At 24.7% G+C, this 21352-nt stretch carries 16 protein-coding genes; 13 read left to right on the top strand and 3 right to left on the bottom strand.

Features of this window, described 5'->3' with window-relative positions; genetic code table 4:
• Positions 1-43: 43 nt before the first annotated feature.
• The 3 genes from ytpR to tyrS are packed head-to-tail and all read left to right on the top strand — an operon-like array spanning position 44 to position 2911.
• Positions 44-652 (top strand): YtpR family tRNA-binding protein, encoded by a 609-nt coding sequence (gene ytpR, locus AAHM77_RS02245; RefSeq protein ID WP_342252509.1) that lies wholly within the window; start codon positions 44-46, stop codon positions 650-652.
• Positions 642-1652, top strand: a complete 1011-nt coding sequence (locus AAHM77_RS02240; RefSeq protein WP_342252508.1) for a nicotinate phosphoribosyltransferase — start codon at positions 642-644, stop codon at positions 1650-1652. Before ytpR ends, AAHM77_RS02240 begins: the two co-directional genes overlap by 11 nt.
• Positions 1653-1672: 20 nt before the next feature.
• Positions 1673-2911, top strand: coding sequence for a tyrosine--tRNA ligase (tyrS, locus tag AAHM77_RS02235; RefSeq protein ID WP_342252507.1), 1239 nt, complete (start codon positions 1673-1675; stop codon positions 2909-2911).
• 63 nt (positions 2912-2974) lie between these two features.
• Here the strand turns inward: tyrS and rpsD are convergent, their stop codons facing one another.
• The gene (rpsD, locus tag AAHM77_RS02230; protein WP_342252506.1) at positions 2975-3589 is read right to left on the bottom strand and encodes a 30S ribosomal protein S4; all 615 of its coding nucleotides are present in this window, start codon (positions 3587-3589) and stop codon (positions 2975-2977) included.
• 144 nt (positions 3590-3733) lie between these two features.
• Between rpsD and AAHM77_RS02225 the strand changes: the two genes are divergently transcribed.
• The 9 genes from AAHM77_RS02225 (at position 3734) to AAHM77_RS02185 (ending at position 17820) form a co-directional block, all read left to right on the top strand.
• Positions 3734-5497 carry a septation ring formation regulator EzrA gene (locus AAHM77_RS02225; protein WP_342252505.1) on the top strand — a complete coding sequence of 588 codons (1764 nt, stop codon included), beginning with the start codon at positions 3734-3736 and terminating at the stop codon, positions 5495-5497.
• Positions 5497-6672 (top strand): tRNA uracil 4-sulfurtransferase ThiI, encoded by a 1176-nt coding sequence (thiI, locus tag AAHM77_RS02220; protein ID WP_342252504.1) that lies wholly within the window; start codon positions 5497-5499, stop codon positions 6670-6672. Before AAHM77_RS02225 ends, thiI begins: the two co-directional genes overlap by 1 nt.
• Positions 6673-6693: 21 nt before the next feature.
• Complete coding sequence (locus tag AAHM77_RS02215) at positions 6694-9576, top strand: exodeoxyribonuclease VII large subunit (protein WP_342252503.1); 2883 nt, start codon at positions 6694-6696, stop codon at positions 9574-9576.
• A gap of 14 nt (positions 9577-9590) precedes the next feature.
• Positions 9591-12197: a DNA polymerase I gene (gene polA, locus AAHM77_RS02210; protein ID WP_342252502.1), complete on the top strand. Its 2607-nt coding sequence runs from the start codon at positions 9591-9593 to the stop codon at positions 12195-12197.
• Positions 12198-12207: 10 nt separating this feature from the next.
• Positions 12208-13038, top strand: coding sequence for a DNA-formamidopyrimidine glycosylase (gene mutM / locus AAHM77_RS02205; protein WP_342252501.1), 831 nt, complete (start codon positions 12208-12210; stop codon positions 13036-13038).
• 184 nt (positions 13039-13222) lie between these two features.
• Positions 13223-14509, top strand: coding sequence for a DnaD domain protein (locus AAHM77_RS02200; RefSeq protein ID WP_342252500.1), 1287 nt, complete (start codon positions 13223-13225; stop codon positions 14507-14509).
• A 17-nt stretch (positions 14510-14526) separates the two neighbouring features.
• Positions 14527-15399 (top strand): DnaA ATPase domain-containing protein, encoded by an 873-nt coding sequence (locus AAHM77_RS02195; RefSeq protein ID WP_342252499.1) that lies wholly within the window; start codon positions 14527-14529, stop codon positions 15397-15399.
• Positions 15400-15468: 69 nt separating this feature from the next.
• Complete coding sequence (gap, locus tag AAHM77_RS02190) at positions 15469-16479, top strand: type I glyceraldehyde-3-phosphate dehydrogenase (protein ID WP_342252610.1); 1011 nt, start codon at positions 15469-15471, stop codon at positions 16477-16479.
• 126 nt (positions 16480-16605) lie between these two features.
• Complete coding sequence (locus AAHM77_RS02185) at positions 16606-17820, top strand: phosphoglycerate kinase (RefSeq protein WP_342252498.1); 1215 nt, start codon at positions 16606-16608, stop codon at positions 17818-17820.
• A 71-nt stretch (positions 17821-17891) separates the two neighbouring features.
• Here the strand turns inward: AAHM77_RS02185 and AAHM77_RS02180 are convergent, their stop codons facing one another.
• Positions 17892-18809, bottom strand: a complete 918-nt coding sequence (locus tag AAHM77_RS02180) for a hypothetical protein (protein WP_342252497.1) — start codon at positions 18807-18809, stop codon at positions 17892-17894.
• Positions 18810-19014: 205 nt separating this feature from the next.
• On the opposite strand from AAHM77_RS02180, the gene AAHM77_RS02175 reads away from it, so the two are divergent.
• Positions 19015-20742: a ribonuclease J gene (locus AAHM77_RS02175; RefSeq protein ID WP_342252496.1), complete on the top strand. Its 1728-nt coding sequence runs from the start codon at positions 19015-19017 to the stop codon at positions 20740-20742.
• Positions 20743-20748: 6 nt separating this feature from the next.
• On the opposite strand, the gene def is transcribed toward AAHM77_RS02175, so the two are convergent.
• Entirely contained in the window at positions 20749-21315 is a 567-nt protein-coding gene (def, locus tag AAHM77_RS02170; RefSeq protein WP_342252495.1) for a peptide deformylase, read from the bottom strand.
• Positions 21316-21352: the final 37 nt, after the last annotated feature.

Below are 21352 nucleotides of genomic sequence, written 5' to 3'. Positions count from 1 at the left end.
TCTTAAAATTATATAGTGAAATGATAACAAGGTTTTAAATTTTATGCAAACAGGTTTGTTTTTTAATAGAAAATATGACGTTTTAATGATAACTTTTGATTCAATAGAATTTACATCGGATCAAAAAGATTCAGATTATATTTTAATTTATAATAAAAATAATTTATTAATAGGTATTAATATATTAAATTTTTCTAAAAAAATTAAATGTAAAATTTTTGAGGGAATAAATAACGATAATTCAATTTTATTTCATGAATTAAAACCATTACTTAGAGAAAAAATTAATTTTAATTGTGATTTTAATTTAGATTTTCAATATGTTGTTGGTTACATCGAGAACACAAAACCACATCCACAATCTTCAAAATTAAAAATTTGTAAAGTAGAATTTAATGATAAAAAACATAATATTGTTTGTGGAGCTGCTAATGTAAAAGAAAAACAATTGGTTGTTGTTGCAACTATAAATTCATGGTTGCACACAGAATTACAAATTAAACCATCTCAGTTATTAGGCATTGAATCTAATGGCATGATTTGTTCAGGTGGTGAATTAGGCATTGAACAAAAATATTTAGGAATTAAAATTTTGGATAACAAAATTTATAAATTAAATGATAGTTTTTGAGGAAAGTATTATGGATTATAATAAGTATATTGCTCTATATTTCAAAAAAACTAAAAAAATTATTTTAAATGAAAAAAAATCTCAAATTGTGGCAATGCAATTTTTTCAAAGATTTGATAATGTTATATTGTGTGGCATAGATGAAGTTGTAAAAATTTTAAAATACAGAAAGAATGGCAATAAATTGAAAATTTATGCCTTAAAAGACGGAGATATTATAAACAAAAATGAGCCAGTTTTAGTCATTGAAGGACGCTATGTAGATTTTGGCGACTTAGAAGGCATCATAGATGGAATTTTATCGCGACAAAGTAGCATCGCAACTAATTCTCGAAATATTTTGGAAAATGCAAATGGTAAAATAGTTATATATATGAATGACAGAAGCGATTACTTTTATAATCAAGAAAAAGATGGTTATGCTGCTCAAGTGGGAGGGATTACAAAATTTGTAACTGATTCTCAAGTTAAATACAAAATAAATAACCCAGAAGTTGTAGGTACAGTTCCACACGCTTTGATTCAACAGTTTGAAGGCGATATTGTATCAGCGATGAAAGCTTATATTAAATATTTTCCAGACAAACCTATAACTGCTTTAATCGATTATAATAATAATGTTATTCATGACGCAATCTATCTTTTAAAAAATGTAAAAGAAATAGACGCTTTAAGAGTAGATACTGCTTCTAATTTGATTGATAAATATTTTGACGATAAAAAGGATGAATTTACAGGCAAAAACATCTGCGGAGTAAATCCCTTTTTAATAAAAGCTTTAAAGCAAGAATTAATTAAAAATGATTTCAAAAATATTAAAATAATTGTTTCGTCAGGGTTTGATATAGAAAAAATTAAATATTTTGAGTCAGAAAATACTCCAGTCGATATTTACGGAGTAGGATCTGCATTGAATAAGATATTTATTAATTTTACTGGTGACTTAGTTGAAATCGATGGTAAACCTAATGCGAAATTTGGCAGAAAAAAACAAGATTGAAAAAGATTAGAGATTAAGTAATTTTATAGTGAGGTGTATTAATGAAAACAATAATTGATGAATTAGAATGAAGGGGTTTGATCAAGCAATTATCGGATAAGGGAAAATTGTTAGAATCACAGAAAAACAAAAAAGCTATTTATTGCGGTTTTGACCCTACAGCCCAATCACTTCATGTAGGACATTTAATTCAAATAATGTTATTAAAAAGATTTAGTGATTTCGGTTTTAAACCTATTGCATTATTAGGTGGTGCAACGGGTATGGTTGGAGATCCTAGTGGAAAAAATCAAGAAAGAATTTTATTGGATGAAAAAAGTATTATGAATTTTACTTCATCTATAAATAATCAACTAAATAAATTTTTAAAAAATATAATTATTTTAAATAATTTAGAATGATATGCAAATTTTAAATTTTTAAACTTTTTAAGAGACTATGGTAAATCTTTTAATATTGCGTATTTATTATCTAAGGATATTATTTCTAAAAGAATAGATTCTGGAATTTCTTATACAGAATTTTCTTATAATTTATTGCAAGCTTATGATTTTTTTCATTTATATAAAAATTATGAATGTGATGTTCAAATAGGTGGTTCCGATCAATGAGGTAATATTACTTCTGGTTTGGAGCTGATAAAGAAACAAGAAGGTATAAACAATACTTCTTCAGGTGTCACTATTCAGTTATTATTAAAAAAAGATGGTTTAAAATTTGGAAAAACAGGAACCAATACTATTTGACTAGATCCTAACTTAACTTCTAGTTATGAATTTTATCAATTCTTTTTAAATCAGGAAGATTCAGAAGTTGAACAATTATTGAAATTTTTAACTTTTTACACAGAAGAAGAAATAGAAGATATTTTAAGCGAACATAATAAAAATGTCAAAGCAAGACACGCTCAATTAAAATTAGCTGAAGCTGTTTTGCTATTTGTTTATGATGAAAAAGAGTTATTAAAAGTCAAAAAAATAACAGAAGCACTATTTACAGATCAATTTGATTCATTGACAGAAGAAGAACTTAAATTGCTAGGTCAAAGTATTGAAAAATATCAATTAAGTGATGAACAAAATATTTTAGATTTATTATGTAATTCTAAAATCGCTCAATCTAAACGTGAGGCACGAGAGTTTATTAACAATAATAGTATTAGAGTTAATTCGAAAATTATAACAGATGAAAAAATGTCAATTAATAAATTAACTTTTTTTCATAATCATTATTTAATCTTAAAAAAAGGAAAGAAAAAACATTTCTTAATTATTAAGTAGTACTTTTGGTGTAAATAAAAAAACCTTGCAATAAAGCAAGGTTTTTTTATTTACATTATTAAATTAAACTAAACGATTGTATCATTCTACAATTAAAGCTTCATTAATTTCTTGATTTAATTCTTTACGTTCTGGATGACGAACATATTCACCTGATAAAGTTTTTTTATCAAATTTTACAAAACCCTGTAATTCACTACCATTTTTTATAGATTCTTGAATACTTGGCATTTTTTTAGATTTTTCACGTAAAGTGATTTTATCTCCAACACTTAATGAGTGTGAAGGAATATTTATTTTTTTATTATTAACTAGTATGTGTGAGTGGTTTACTAATTGTCTAGCACCTGATCTAGTATTTGCTAATCCCATTCTATAAACAATATTATCTAAGCGAGATTCTAATGTAATTAAGAAAGATAAACCAGCAACACCTTTTAATTTTTTAGATTTTTTAAAAGTATTTCTAAATTGTTTCTCAGTTAGACCATACATAAATCTAACTTTTTGTTTCTCAGTTAACTGTAAACCGTAGTTTGAAATTTTTTTTCTTCTTAGTCCATGTTGCCCAGGACCGTAAGTTCTCTTCTTACCTTTTGAAAACTCAACTCCAGTTTCTAAAATAGAAAAACCGAATCGACGAGATTTAGCATATTTACTGCCTGTAAATTTTGACACTTATTACCTCCTAAATATTTAAAATAATATAGTTTAAATCAATATAACATAATTGATTATACAAAATAAAAACAAAAAATACAAACAATAAAAAAATATTCATTTATTATTTTGTTATGTTATAATCCGAATAAGAGGTATAAAATGGTCTTTATTAATTGTTTATTTTCAAAGGGTTTAATTTTAAGTGGTGACTTATTTAGTTACATTTTTTTAGGTATTGCTGGATTAGGAATAATATTCCTTTTCGTCATTAATGTTCAAATTTCAGTTTGAAAGGCAGCATTCATTGATTTACAAAAATCATTAGAAATAATTAAGATTTTAGATAAATTACCTTTAAAACAAAAATTATTAAGAATTGAACAAAACACATGAGTTCACAAAGAAGTAGAAAATGATTTATTAATTTTGAGAACTCAGTATGAAATTTTTTATGAAAAAAAATTATTTGATATTTTAGACTCATTAAATTCTTTATTTAAAGAAGAATCTATTGAAATTGGTATTAAATGAAATCGTAAAAATAGATATAAAATAAAATTAATTAGAGAACAATTGCAAATTATTTACAAAGAAATCAAGGAATTTGAAAATAATCTTAACATTTTATTAGGTAAAGAAAAAATTCAAAGAGAATACATTTTGATGCATAAATCTTTGTTTCATGAATTAAATAAAGATTATAAAAAATTACAATTAAATTTTGAAACCGGTCGTCAAAATATGGAGAAATTCATCGGTCAAATTAAAGAATTATTTAATGATTTTGAAGAACAATTAAATGAATGTAAATTTGAAAAATTGTCTCAGACAACAAATAATATAACTAATGTTTTAAATATATATACCGAATTATTACAAGCTTTTCCACAAATTATGATGGTAATCTCAAAAGTTGTTCCAAAAAAAATGACTAATTTAAAAAATAAGTACATTTTATTTAATGATGATAAAGATTATAAACCAACATTAAAATTAAATTTAAAAGAATTAGAAGATTTTGTTGAAGAAGAAAAAGAAATAATTAAAGAAAAAATGGAGAATATCCAATATAAAACAGCATTAAAACATACATGAGTTTTATTATCTACAATCGATAATTTTGATAAATCAATTAACAATAAAAAGAAAATGGTTCAATCATTTAAAGCCTTTTTTTTAGTAACTGAAAATTATGTAGAAACTATTGTAGAAAAATTTAAATATGCAGATTTTGAATTAAATACTTTATCTTCTATTTCAGAATTAAATAGGGAAGAACTAGATACATATCAACTTTCAAAACAAATTTTTCAAAAAATCACCAAAACATGAAGTGTTTTAATGAAAAATGTCAAATATCAAATTAAAAAAGGTAATTATAAAAGCATAAGTCAAGAAACGGATAGTTTATTACAGATTTGTTTAAAAGCCCAGTATTTAATTCAATCGCTTGACGGGATAATAAAAAATCAAAGTAAAAAATCAAATATTATTAAAGAAAGTGCACATAAAGTTGAATTAGTTTTAGTTCAAATTGAATCTAGACTAAGTCAAATTTTAAATGAAGGAACAGTTGCAAAATATGCAAAACAAATTGCAAGTTCTAGAGAAGATCTTGAAGTTTTTAAAAAATTAAATTTAGACAAAAATAATGATAAAGATAAAAAGAAAATTTTAGAAAAATTGTATTCATTAAAAAACAGTATTATTATTTTGTATTATAAAATTTCTGATGAATTCATTATTTTTAGTTTGGCTCAGGAAGCAATTCTTTATGTAAGAAAGTACTTATTGAATTCTGGAACTGTAGAGGATAGAATTGAAGAGATTGAAAATAGTTTTGGTGAAGGCAATTCCTTGGAGTCTTTGGAACAATCTATTAAACTAATGTATGAAAAAGAAAATATTGAAAGCGAGATTTAATGACCTCAGAATTAATTTTAATTCGCTTTGGTGAATTATCTACTAAGAAGAAAAATAAAATAAATTTTATTAACCAATTAGTAAATAATTTAAAAACAAAATTACTTCCATATAAAGATAGTTACGAAATAACTAAAGAGTATGATCGTTTATTTTTAAAAATAAACGATTTAAAATTTGAAAAGCAAATTATTGAGATAATAAAAAATACTTTTGGTATTTTTTCATTTTCTTATGTTTTTAAAATAAATCATTCTATCGATGATTTGAATAAAATTTGTACAGAAATCACAAAGGATTCTAAGGCAAAAACATTTAAATTAGAGTGTAGAAGAAATTTTAAAAGTTTTCATTTAAATTCAACAGAAATCAAGCAAACAGTAGCTCCATTTATTTTAAATAATGTGAATATTAAAGTAGATGTTATAAATCCTGAATTAACAATTTTTATTGAGGTTAGACAAAATTATATTTATATTTTTAAAGACAAAATTTTAACTTCTGCAGGATTACCAAGCGGTTCCTCAGGACGAGGTTTGGTTATGTTATCAGGTGGTATAGATTCACCTGTTGCAAGTTATCAAATGATGAAGCGAGGTATGTCCTTGGATTATGTTCACTTCGCGACCCCACCCCATACAAACGATAAGGTTATTGAAAAAATTAAAAATTTAGTATCTTCATTAAATCGTTTTAGTGATAAGAAAAAACAGAAATTATACATTGTTAATTTTACTTTTTTACAAAATGAAATTATGCATATTAAGAATTCTGATTATAGAATTATTATTATGCGCAGAATGTTTTATAGAATTGCTCAAATTTTGGCGAAAGAAAATAATTTATCTGCATTAATTACCGGAGAAGCTTTAGGACAAGTGGCGTCCCAAACTATTGAAGCACTAAGTGTTGTAGATAAATTAACGGACATGCCCACCTTCCGACCTTTAATAGCTATGGATAAATTAGAGATTATTAATTTAGCGAAAAAAATAAAAACTTATGATATATCGATAGAACCTTTTGAAGATTGTTGTTCTCTTTTTGTGCCTGAAAAACCAGTTACAAAACCAAAATTATTTAAAGTTGAAGAAAACGAAAAATCAATTGAATTATGAGAACAGATTTTAAAACAAATAATAGAAAAACATGTTACAGTTTTAGAAGTTGAATAATTTTGAAAGGAATTTTAAAAATTGAAATTACCTTTAAATGTGAAAACCTGTTATTCATTTTTAAATTCTACAATTAGAATTAATGAATATGTTGATTATGCAAAATCAAATAATTTAAATTTTTTAGCGATTAATGATGATAATTTATTTGGTTCTTATGAATTTTATAATTCTTGTGTTGAAAATAATATAAAACCAATTATAGGACTAAGTAAAACAGTTCTATTTCAAAACAAAAGTATTGTTTTGAATTTCTTTGCTAAAAACTATGATGGATATTTAGAACTAATTCAAATAGATAAAATTCAAGAATCTCAAAATTTAAGTGACATTATTAATTTAAAAGTTAAAAATTGTTTATTAGTTATTGAATACAAAATTTTTAAAATTATTAAACAGAATAACTTTATACGTAATGATGATATTTGATTTTTTTCCTACGATAATGAAGAGGAAATCGAAATAAATAAAAAAATTGATTTTCAATCTATTAATATTTTAAAGAAGAATCAAAATGATGCATTAAATTTATTTAGAGCTCAAAATATAAATAATAATTTTAATGTATCATTTGAAGAATTTGATACTAATGAAACAAATATTGTTAAATTTATAAGTAATATTAATTTAGTTATTAAAAAATTTAATTTTACAGAATTAGAAATGAAATTTCTAGATTCTCATAAAAATATAAAAGATAAATGCTATCAATCGTTGAACGACTTAAATATAAATAATTATAAGTATAAAGAACGATTAGACTATGAATTATCAGTTATTAACAAAATGAACTTTAATAATTATTTTTTAGTTATTTGAAATTATATTGATTTTGCAAAAAAAAATAATATATTATTCGGACCCGGCAGAGGCTCTGCTGCAGGAAGTTTAGTTTCATACTTATTGGGAATAACTAAAATAGATCCCATTAAGTATGATTTGTTATTTGAACGTTTTTTAAATCCAGAAAGAATAACATTGCCAGATATTGATATTGATTTCGAAGATGATAAAAGAGATTTAATTTTTGAATATTTAAACAAACATTATGGTAAAGATCATTTTGCTCAGATCATAACTTTTCAGTCTTTTGGCATCAAATCATCTATCAAATTATATTTTGATCATATTGTAAAAGACGAAATTTTGTATAACAAGTTAGTAAAAATAATTAATGCTAATAAAATTTCAACTTTTGATGATTTAGAAAATTTGTTTATCCAAAAAGAAGAAATTAATTTTTTACCAATTAATATTAATCATTTTTTATCCGTAATAAAAATAATTACCGGTTTGCCCATGAACACTAGTATACATGCAGCAGGAATAGTACTTTCAAATAAAGATATTTCAAAAATTATTCCTGTTGACAATTATGGTAATTTTCCAAAAACTAAATATAAAATGCAAGTTTTAGAGAATATAGGTTTTATAAAATTTGATTTATTAGCTTTGCATAATTTGAAAATCATTCATAATATTTTAGACAATATTTATGAATTATGTGATCATAAATTAAATTTAGATACTATAAGAACGGATGACCAAGAAGTTTTTAAAATTTTAAATAATAAAAAAACAATCGGAATATTTCAATTAGAATCAACGGGAATGAAGAATGCTTTACAAGAAATAAAAACAAATTCAATTGATGATATTGCCGCTGTTTCAGCTCTTTATCGTCCAGGTCCTATGGATAATATTTCTGTTTATGCGAAAAGAAAAAACAAACAGGAATTATGAAAATATGAGCATTTAGATTTAGAACCTATTTTATCTTCTACTTATGGAATTATTATTTATCAGGAACAAATTATTCAAATAGTCCAAAAGATTGCTGGGTTTTCGTTAGGGGAAGCGGACATCATAAGACGTGCCATTAGTAAAAAAAGCGAAAAGGAAATGGATGAAATTAAAACTAAATTCATAGAAAATTCTTTAAATAAAAATTATTCTTTAAAGATAGTTGATAAAATTTGAAATTTAATTGCTAAATTTGCTGATTATGGTTTTAATAAATCACATGCCATTTCTTATGCATATATTTCTTATCAATTGTCCTATTTAAAGGTTAATTATCCCGTTTGTTTTTACAATGAGTTTTTAAATGATTCAGTCGGTGATGATTCTAAGATTCAACACATCATAAATGAAGCAAAAGAATTTGGTGTTAGCTTTTTATCTCCAAACATTAATAACCCAACACTTCAATTTAAAATTTTGAATCATAATACAATAATTATTCCAATAACTTCTATTAAAATTAAAAATAGAATTAATTGAAAAAAATTTAGTGATGATTATAAGATGAATAAATTAAATATTTATGAAACGATAGCATTGCTCATAAAATTTAATATTGAAAAAGATGATTTAAAAATATTAATTCAAGCTAATATTTTTCAAGATTTTAATATTTCAATAAATAAATTATTGAATAATTTAAACAGAATTTTAAAATTTTCTAATTTTTTATCTAAAATTAAATCATCTCATTTATTAGAAGTTCCTTTATTATCAAATAAATCTGATGTATATCAAAGTGATGAAAAAAAAATATTTGGATTTTATTTTCAAGAAAACAAAATTAAAAAGTTAATTATAAAATATAATTTTGGAACAAAAGTTTCAAAAATCATTAATTTATTTGAAGGTGAAATAAAAAATATTTTAGGAACAATTAGTAAAGTAAAAATTTTTACAGATAAAAACAATAATCAAATGTGTTTTTTTGATTTAGAAGACGACACAGGTACAATTAGTGTAACAGTGTTTAGCGATGAGTTTGTCAAATTAAAAGATAAAATTTCTGATGGCAATTTTATAATTGTAAAAGCAGTGATAGAAAAATATAATGGTAACTTAAAAGCGAAATTGAAAAGTTTTAAAATGTTATATTTATAATAGAAAGAGTTTATGTGAAAATATTATTAATTGACGGAAATTATAGTCTTTATAGATATTATTTTGCAACTGCATATAATAATTCTAATATTCTAAGAACGAGTGATAATCAACCTATTAATGCCGTTTATAAATTTATTAAATCAATAAATAAATTTATAAACGAAAATGCATATGATAGTTATGTTGTATGTTTTGATAAATCCAAAAAAAATTATCGTCACAAAATTTTGCCTGAATACAAAGGCAACAGAGATAAAACTCCTGATGAATTAAGAACACAATTTCCAATAGCTAAAGAATTTTTAAAATCAATTAATTTGGATTATTTAGAAATGACTGATTTTGAAGCTGATGATCTCATAGGGTGCTTAGCGAAGCAAGCTGAAAGCAAAAAATATAAAGTTGACATTTTGACCGGTGATAAGGATTTGTATCAAATTGTTTCACCTTTAATTAATATCGTTTCTCCCATAAGTGGCAGTAATGGAGAATTTAAGATTATTGATGAAGATTATATTTTTGAAAAATGAAATATTAAACCTATTCAAATCCCTGATTTAAAAGGGCTTATGGGCGATGCATCTGACAACTATAAAGGTGTTAAAGGAATTGGTGAAAAAAGTGCTGTAAAATTATTAACAGAATTTGAAACACTAGAAAATATTATTTCATCAATCGATAAATTAAAAGGAAGTATTAAAATTAAAGTACAAAACGATCAAGATGAAGCAATCAAATGTAAAAAAATTGCAACAATTCAAACTGATTGTATAAATTATGATTATAAATTTAGAAATATCAATAAAGATTTAGAATCTGAAAAACAATTTTATATTAAATATGAAATGAATTCGTTTTTAAAAAATGTATCTAAAACAAAATTAGAAAATTCTAAATTCAAAATATTAAAAAAATTTTCATTAGAATTTATTGACGATAAAAAAGAAAACACTCTATTTGTAGAAACTTTAGAAGATAATTACTTTACTTCAAAGGTTTTAGGCATAGGCTTAGTTAATACAACAGGTACTTATTTTATCAAGCCTGAAATAGCAAAAGAAGATTTAATCTTTAGGGAATTTTTAGAAGGAAAATATTTAAAAAATTCTTATGATGTAAAAAAATTAATTGTTATTTTTAGTAATTGAAATTTAAAAATCAATAATATTGTTGATGACTTATTATTGGCAAGTTATGATTTAACTCACTATATTGATTTAAATTTAAATTATTTAAATGTATATTATGGCACTGATATTAATTTACAAGAAGATAAATTAGTTTACACAAAACAATTAAAAGATTATCCTGAAAAATTTATAGAAATAATTGTTGAACATATTATAAAAAAAACTTTAGTAGTAAATAAATTAATACCTAAAGTTATTAAAAAATTACAAAAGGAAAATGTTTATAGTTTGTATAAGGAAATAGATTTTCCTGTATGTTTTTATATTGCACAAATGGAAATAAACGGAATAAAAATTGATGAAATAATTTTACAAGAACAAATTCAAAATGTGCAAAATAAATTAATAAAATTAAATAAATTAATTTATAAAATTGCTGGTGAAGAAATTAACATCCAATCTCCAAAACAAGTTCAAAATCTTTTATTTAAAAAATTAAAATTATCTGATTGATCAAAAGGATCAACTTCTGTAGATGTCTTAAATAAAATTAAGAATCAACATGAAATAGTAGAACTAATTTTAGAGAATAGAATATTAAATAAATTATTAAATTCTTACTTATTGTCATTTCAAAAATATATTTTAAATGATGGTAAAATTCATTCCATTTTTAAATTAACAAAAACAAACACAGGACGTTTATCCTCGGTAGAACCAAATATTCAAACTGTCTCAATAAAAAATGATTTACAAAAGAGAATGCGTTTGTTCCTAATACCTTCTTCTGATGAAAAAATATTTGTTAGTTTAGATTATTCACAAATTGAATTAAGAATCTTAGCACATTTTTCAAATGATTTTGATTTGATAGATTCATTTAACAATGATAAAGACATTCATGCAATTGTCGCTTCTAAAATTTTTGATATTAATGTTGAAGAAGTGACTTTTGAACAAAGAAGAAAGGCTAAAGTTGTTAATTTCGGAATTATATATGGAATGTCTTCGTTTGGTTTGTCGGAAGAATTAAATATATCTATTGGCGAGGCAGATTCAATATTAAAAAATTATTTTTTAAAATCACCAACCATTAAAAATTATTTAGCATCTTCAATAGAAAATGCTAAAAATAAAGGTTATGTAGAAACGATTTTTAAAAGAAAAAAATATATTCCTGAAGTTAAAAGTTCTAATACCCAAATTTTTAATAAAGGTGCTAGAATGGCCCAAAATATGCCAATTCAAGGCACTGCTGCAGATATTTTAAAGTTAGCAATAATTAAAATTAATGAAAAAGTGAACACCATGCCTAATCAACCTAAACTAGTTGCCCAAATTCATGATGAGTTGATTTTCGAGGTATCTAAAACAGATGTTGAGAAGATGGCTAAATTAATAGCTAATGAAATGGAAAATGTCTTTAAATTTAAAGTACCACTAAAAGTGAATTTTAGCTATGGAGAGAATTGATTTAAATTAAAATAGAGGAAGTAAAATGCCAGAATTACCAGAAGTAGAAACTGTAAAACGTTATTTAGAAAAAAATGTTGTTAATCAAACCATTAAAGAGGTCCGCTTATTTAATAACAAAATTGTTAAAGAACCTGAAGTTGAAAAATTTTTAAATATTTTAAAAGGAAAAAAAATTTTAAAAATTGATAGACTTGCTAAATATTTATTTTTTATTTTGGATGATTATGTTTTAATAAGTCATTTAAGAATGGAAGGCAAATATTTTTATGCTAAAAATGATGATGATAATGATATAGAGTGAAAGCATGTGATGTTTTCTTTTGTCTTTAATGATGGAAGTGAATTAAGATATCATGACACTAGAAAATTTGGTACTTTAAATTTGCAAAAAATATCTGAATATAAAAATTTAAAACCATATCTTAATATTGGTTATGAACCATTTAATTCTAAGTTGACTCCTGAATTTTTGCAAAATTCTTGAAAAAATAAAAGTATATCAGTAAAAACCGCTCTTTTAGATCAAAAAATTATTTCGGGTATTGGAAATATTTATGCAAATGAAATTCTTTTCGCTTCAAAGATAAGACCAGAAACACCAAGTAAAAAAGTGACTTTAAAGCAAATAGAGGATTTGATTGAACATTCAAAAATTATCCTCTTAGAAGCCATTAAAAAAGGCGGGACAACAATAAAAAGTTATCATTCAGGAGATGGTCAAATAGGAGAATATAAAAATAATTTAAAAGTACATGGTCGTATCAAACAAAATTGTTTTGTTTGTAATTCAGTTATAAATAAAATTCAATTAAATGGTAGAGGCACATATTTTTGTCCGAATTGTCAAAAATAATCTAATGTTGTAAATGTTGAAACTTGTTTTTACCCTTTATTTAAAACATTTTTTTTAAATTTTATTGTTGAAAAATAAAAAGAAATTATTTTTTTTTAAAAAAATCTTTTTATAAGATTTTTTTAAATTAATATAATTAATAATTATCAAATAAAATATAAATTTAAAAAAGGTGGTCCTATCAATGGGTAAAAATGAATTAGTTAATAGTAATCCAAGTTTTGTAATATCAAATTGAAGTTTGTGAACACAAAAAAATCAAAACTTTTTATTAGATGTATATCAACCGATTATTGGCTCACAATCATTTATGCTATATCAATATTTTTTAAATTTTGATTCTAATTCATTGCAAATATCCCATTCTATTAATGAAATTTGTAAAAAATTATCAATTAAAGAAAAAGATTTTTTTGAAAGTATAAATGTTTTAAATGGAATTAAATTATTGCGTGTTTATTTCCGTAAAACTAAAAATGAATATAATTTTGTTTTATCCCATCCTAAAGATCCGGATCAATTTTTCAAAAATAAAAATTGAACTGATTTGCTTGAATCTAAAATTGGTGAAAATAATTTAAATATAATTAAACAAAAATATATTAGTTTTTTAAAACCTGCTGAAAGTATCGAACTACTTGTAGATTTTAAGGAAGTTTTTAAATTTTCTAAAATTATGTCTAAAAATAATTTATCTTTTGAAAACATTGATAAACAATTGATTGAGAAAAAAATAAACCCTGATATTTATACAAAGTATAAAATAGAAATTAATAATATTTTCCAAAATTATAATTTAACTGAAAAACAAGTTTTTCGTTTCATTTTAGAATCAATTGACGAAACAGGGAAATTAGATTTTGAAATTTTAAAAGAAAATGCATTGAATGATTTCACTAAAAAAGAATTATTAAAAAACGATCCTAAGGTTTCCGAAATATCTTCTGTATTAATAAATAGTTTATTAGAATCTCCAATAGATAATTTATCTCCAGAAAATTCAAAAATAAATGAAATGGAATTTTTTACACCACATGAATTCATTAAATTAGTTTTTGATAAAAATAATATTTCTAAAGCTGAAATTGATTGTATTTCTAAACTACAAATTGATTTTGGATTGAAAAATGGTGTTATAAATTGTTTGATAGATTATTGCGCTTTAAATAATAATGGTAAATTTGTTTCTAACTTTTTATTAAAATATGGAAATACAATTAGTCAATTGAACATCCAAACAGCAGAAGAAACAATGTTATATTGCAAAAAAGCTTACAATAATCGAAATAAAAATAATTGAAAAAAATCAGAATCTAAAAATTTACAAAATGAAAAATCTCCAATAAAAAATAAAATTAGTAAATATCCTAAAATTTCTAAATTTGATGAACAATCTTTAGAAAATTTAACAAACAATGATGTTATTAACAATAGTTCTTCAGAATCTGTCAATTTTGAAAATATGTTTTAAAAATAAGTGATGCAAAAGTGGAATGAATTGATAAAATAAAAAAAAATAGTTTTATTAATAAATTAATTAATGAATATAAAATTTCTGATTCTGAATTAGAAATTAGTAGAAAAGAAATTGATACTTTTTTAATGAATCAAATATGCGTTAAGAATAATACTATAACTGATGAATGTCTCCAACCTAAAAAAGGCCTGATTTATAATTTACAATATAAAAATAATAAAATAATAGGATTTTATTTATCTTGCGCTCATCAAAAAAAAGTTGAAGAAGATTATAAAATACAAAAAAATTATCTTTATTTTGATTTTGATAAAAAAGATTTAAAACTTAATATTAGAAATTCTGTTGACTGAAAAGTTAATTCGGGTGACATCTATAGAATAAATGTCACAAAAGCTTTGTCTGAAATTATAAAAAATAATTCAAACAAAGGAATATACCTTTGTGGTTCTAGTGGAGTGGGCAAAACGCATCTATTAAAATTAGTTGCAAACAGAATTTCTGAAAATAATAAAACAATTGTGTTCATAGATACTCCTTCATTAATAAATAAAGCGCAAGAATCATTTGAAGATCCTTCTTCTGGTTATGCAAAGTTAATTAACAATATTAAAAATTGCGATGTTTTATTTTTAGATGATTTTGGTGGTGAACAAATTAGCACTTGAAGTAGAGATTCAATTATTTTTCCAATTTTGAATTCTAGAATTAATAAAAATAAAATAGTTTTTTTTAGTTCCAACTATCCAATAGAAATTTTAAAAACTAAATATAATAAAGAAGGTGGTATCTTAGGGCAAATTAATGCCGAGAGAATCGTAGACAGAATAAGAGGTCTTGCTATCCCTTTTATCATTAAAGGTGATTCTTGAAGAAAAATTTAATAATTTATTATTTGTTTTTTAATAAAATGTTATTATAATCTAAATATATATATTTAAAGGAGTTATAAATTAATGAAAAAAATTGCCATTAATGGTTTTGGACGAATTGGTCGTCTAGCTTTTCGTAAATTATGAAAAGAAAAATCTGTTGAAGTTGTTGCTATAAATGATTTGACAGATGCTAAAACTTTAGCATATTTATTAGAACATGATACTGCACAAGGTCTTTTCTTAAAAGGGAAAATATCTTATAAAGAAGGAAAATTGATTGTTGACGGGAAAGAAATTATTGTTTGCTCTGAAAGAGAACCAAATAATTTACCTTGAAAACAATTAGGTGTGGATATCGTTATTGAATCAACAGGTTTCTTCAGAACTAAAGAAAAAGCTCAATTGCATATTGATGCTGGAGCTAAAAAAGTAGTTATTTCAGCACCAGCAAGTGGAGAGATGCCAACAATAGTATTTGGTGTAAATCACAAAGAATTAACAAAAGAAGATACAATTATTTCGGGAGCATCATGTACAACTAACTGTTTAGTTCCTTTAGTTTATGTTTTAAATAAAGAGTTTGGTTTAAAAAGAGGGTTAATGACAACTATTCATGCCGCAACAAATGACCAAAGAATTTTAGATTTACCTCATTCAGATTTAAGAAGAGGACGTTCAGTTTTCAATAACATAATACCAACAGATACTGGGGCAGCAATTGCCGTAGGTAAAGTTATGCCTGAAATGAATGGTAAATTAGATGGTTACTCATTAAGAATCCCAGCTGTTACAGGTTCAATTGTTGATTTAACATGTGAATTAGAAAAAAATGTAACTGCTGAAGAAATTAACCAAGCTATGGAAAAATATGCAAAAGGTTATTTGTCAAAAACTATGGAATACAATGATCAACCAATCGTTTCAACAGATGTTTATGGTTCTTCATTTGGTTCAATTTTTGATGCAACACTTACAAAAGTTATCGAAACAGATGGTAAACAAATGGTTAAAGTATTTTCATTCTATGATAATGAAATGTCATATGTTTCACAAATGATTCGTACAACAATATACTTTGCAGCTTTATAATAATCAAATTTTATAAAAACTAATTTGTTGTTCAAAAAGACTAATTTTAAAATTAGTCTTTTTTAATTAATATATATTTTTTAAATTAGTGTAAAATTTAATTGTTATTCATTTAAGGAGATTTATATGAAGAAAACTTTAAAAGATTATAAATTTAAAAATAAAACAGTTTTAGTGCGTGTTGATTTCAATGTGCCGATGAAAGATGGTAAAGTAACAAACGACAATCGTGTTAATGCAGCATTACCAACAATTGAGTATTTGCTGGACAATGACGCTAAGGTAGTTTTATTTTCTCATTTAGGAAAAATAAAGAAAGAAGAAGATTTAAAAAAGAATTCTTTAATGCCAGTTGCAGAATTGTTATCTAAAAAGTTAAAAAAACCTGTTAAATTTGTGAATTCAATCGAAGGTCATGAATTAGAAGAAAAAATTAATAAAATGAAACCTACAGAAGTAGTTTTATTCGAAAATACTCGATTTGCAGATATTACAAATTCAGACGGAACTATTAATTTAGAAGCGAAAAGAGAAAGCAAAAATGATTCAACATTAGGTAAATATTGATCATCTTTGGGAGACATTTTCGTAAATGACGCTTTTGGAACTGCTCATAGAGAGCATGCTTCAAATGTGGGTATTGCTTCTTATATCAAAAATTCATGTTTAGGTTTTTTAGTAGAAAAAGAAGTGGCGATGTTAGAGAAATGCATAAATAATCCACAATCACCTTTTGTGGCTATTATTGGCGGGGCAAAAGTTTCTGACAAAATTAATGTTATTCAAAACTTACTAAAAGTAGCAGATAAAATTTTAATCGGTGGAGGTATGGCATACACTTTCTTTAAAGCTAAAGGAATTGAGACAGGTAACTCTCTTGTAGAAAAGGATCGTATTGATATAGCTACTGAATTGTTAAAAAATTCAAACGGCAAAATCATTCTACCAATAGATTCTGCTGCATCCGCATCTTTTGCAAATGATAAACCTATTTTTTCTGCTGATCAAAACATTGACGTGAATTTAATGGGTCTAGACATTGGACCAAAAAGTATTGAATTATTCAAAAAGGAACTCGAGGGTGCAAAAACGGTTGTTTGAAATGGACCAATGGGAGTTTTTGAATTTTCAAATTATGCCGCAGGAACAAAAGCTGTTTGTAAGTCAATTTCTGAGTTAGCAGGAGCGTTCACCGTTATTGGTGGAGGAGATTCAGCAGCAGCAGCAATCCAATTAGGGTTCGAAGATAAATTTACTCATATTTCAACAGGTGGTGGAGCCTCTTTAGAATTTATGGAAGGTAAAATTTTGCCAGGAATTGATTCAATTCAAAATAAATAATTATGTTATATTAAACAAATAAAAAGCTATGTTTCAAACATAGCTTTTTATTTGTTTAATATTTTATTTGCTTAATAATTAGCGTTAACCTGTTTAGGTTTTTGCTGATTATTATTTCATTTACTGTAAGTATCAAATTTCATTTGATTACCGCGGTCTACCCATAATCCTTTGATTACTTGGAAAATTAAGAACATCATAAATAAAGATCTTGTCAATTGGAACATTCCATTGAAGAAATTTGCAAAGGCATTATTACCTCTATTAAATCCACTAAACATAGAGAATAGAGAAGATAAGAACTGTAACGCTAAATTAACAGTTATAATAGATGTATAAACAACTGCGATAGCTTTTACAAATCCATTACCTTTTTCTCCTGCTGCTAATTGTTTATTTCCATAATCTAGAAAAAACAGTGACGAAGATAGTGCATTCACTAATGCTAAAACACCAAATACAGTCATTAATGTTATGAATATATTCATTTGATTCCCCACGAATGTTTGGTCACTTAATGAACCATATATTCCGCCGATAGTTGCGATTGAAATTATTGAAGAGACAGCTCAACTTAAACCAAAAACTTTAACAATTGTGCCACGTGCATTTTTTGTTGCTGAAGTCGGTGTATTAGGCAATTTTATTAAGATGAATGGTGTAAACATACCGCCAATAGAAATTGACAAAACAGCTAATGTTCATTTATTTGCAATAAATGTAGCATCATCTTTCATTGAGTACATAATTACAGCAGTATTACATATCAATGTATTAACAGTAGATCAAATCAATAGCAATATAATAGCTAACCTATAACTAAATAAGTCATCCATTGTTTCAAAACGTAGAAGACCGTCATTGGTTCAAGATGAACCGCCTGTCAACAAATTAACGTAGAATATCAGGACAAATAACATCATGATAATTCCAAATCCCGCAGCTATTCGAACCATCATTTTCACCCCTTTTAATCCGTTATTATTCATTTTTTACTCCTTTTAAAATTAATAATATTTATTATATTCTTTTTATTGCATTAAAATCAAATTTTAAACATTTATTATCATTTTAAAATATAGATTTTTATTTATAAATATGTATAATTAATAAATATATGTTTATATTATTTTTATATTTTTTTTGAGAATAATAAAATTGAATATTTAATATGATTATTAGAGGTTTTTAATTATGAATAATAATGTTTCTATTAATAAAAAAATAGTAGATGGAATACTAACTAAACCTAACGAAAATTCTATGTCTGTTTATGCTTTAGGTGGTTTAGAAGAAATTGGAAAAAATACTTATTGTATTGAAAACAAAGATGATATTTTGATTTTAGATGCCGGAGTCAAATTCCCTTCAAAAGATATGTTAGGTGTAGATGCTATTATCCCGAATTATCAACATTTAGTTGAAAATTCTAAAAAAATTAAAGCTTTATGCATAACTCATGGACATGAAGACCACATCGGAGGAATACCTTATCTACTTAGACAAGTAAAAATTCCAGTAATTTACGCACCGCCATTAGCAGCTTCATTGATAAAAGATCGTTTGAAGGAATTTAAATTAACTAAAGAAACTAATGTCGTAGAGGTTGCAAGTGGTAAAGATTATTTAATTGGAAAAAATAGAGTTTCTTTTTTTAGAGTTAACCACAGTATTCCTGATGCTTTTGGAATCGCTGTTCATACCGAAAATGGTTTGATAGTTTCTACAGGAGATTATAAATTTGATTGAACTCCTTTAGGGCATAGAGCAGATATAGAAAGAATGACTTCTTTAGGGAATGAAGGCGTTACTTTATTGATGGCAGATTCAACTAATGCTGAAGTAGAAGGTTATACTGAAACTGAGTCAAATATAATTAAAAATATTGATGAAATTTTCTTAAAAGCAAAAGGAAGGATTTTTATTTCAACTTTTGCATCTAATGTTCATAGAATTCAAAAAATAATTGAAATGGCAGATAAGCACAAAAGAAAAATTTTAGTTTTTGGTAGAAGTTTGGAAAGAATCATTAAAATTATTCGTCAAATAGGTCATTTAAAAATAAAAGATAATGCTTTTGTTAAAACATCTGATATTTCAAAATTTAAAAATAAAGATCATGAACTTTTAATAATTTGTACCGGTTCACAAGGTGAACCTATGGCAGCATTGTCTAGGATAGCTCGCGGAGAACACAAAGTATTAAATGTGAAAAAAGGTGATAGTGTAATTTTTTCTTCATCACCAATTCCTGGTAATAAATTACCGATCGAAATAATTGTTAATAAATTAATTCGAAGTGGTGCTTATGTTTTTGAAAATGATACTAACAAGAGAATCCACACTTCTGGTCACGCTTCTCAAGAAGAACAAAAATTATTATTTAATTTATTAAAACCAAAATATTTTATGCCTATGCATGGTGATTATAGAATGTTGAAGAAACATGGTGAAACAGCAGTAGAAGTTAATGTTGAAAAAGATAATGTTTTTATTTGTGCGAACGGAAATCAGATAAACATCTACAAAGAGGAGGCAGTTCTAGGTAAATCTATTGATGCAGAACCTATATATGTAGATGGAAAAGATTTATCCGGAAAAACAACATCAGTGGTCCGTGATCGTGAAGTTTTATCTAGAGATGGTTTAATAACTGTTTTAATATTAATTGATTCTAAAGAAAATAAATTATTGTCAGATCCAGTAATCTTATCTCGTGGAAGTTTTTATGTTAAAGGTTCTGGAAGCATTATCGGAGAATCTATTTCACTTGTTAAAAAAGCTGTAACAGAAAATTTAAATTCAGAACATGTGACTTTTAATTCTTTAAAAAATTGCATCAAACAGTCTTTAAAACCATTTATATATAAGATAAAAAAAAGGAATCCATTAATTATTCCTGTAATTTTAAATAAAAATTAATTGTTATTAAACTTGCATTCAATCAGAATCGATTTCCATCGGTTCTTTTTTATTTATATAGTCATAATATAATTTACCAATTAAATGATCTTGTTCGTGTTGGAACACAATAGCTTTGTAGCCTCTTAATGTTAATGATAAATTTTGTTTTTTCAAATAATCATAACCTTCAACTTGAATTTTATAACTACGAGGCACAATCCCTTCGTAATCTTGTGCAACACTTAAACAACCTTCACCATTTAATATATAGGCTTTTTGTTGTGATTTACCAGTAATTTTTGGGTTGATCATCGCATATTCTTCAATATTATTTTTTTGATCTTTAAATCTTATGTAATACATGTTTTTATTATAACCAATTTGAGGCGCTGCTAAACCGACTGCAGGTCTAATTTTTTCATCAGCATTTTCAACATCATCTTGTGATAAGATTACAAAATCAATTAATTTTTTCATGATAATTTCATCATTTGGAACAATGGGTAAATTTACATCATCGCTTGAATTTCTAATAACCTCTGTATTATCAAAAAACAATCATTCAGGTCCAGGCTTTTTATTTTGGAGCATATAACACCTCTTTAAATACGATTAATTATAACATAGA

The sequence above is a fragment of the Spiroplasma endosymbiont of Amphibalanus improvisus genome (genome assembly GCF_964030645.1).
In the GTDB taxonomy this organism is placed as follows: domain Bacteria; phylum Bacillota_I; class Bacilli_A; order Mycoplasmatales; family Mycoplasmataceae; genus CAXIPX01.
Note: the sequence above shows the minus strand (reverse complement) of the source record. Positions and strands in the feature narration are given on the sequence as shown.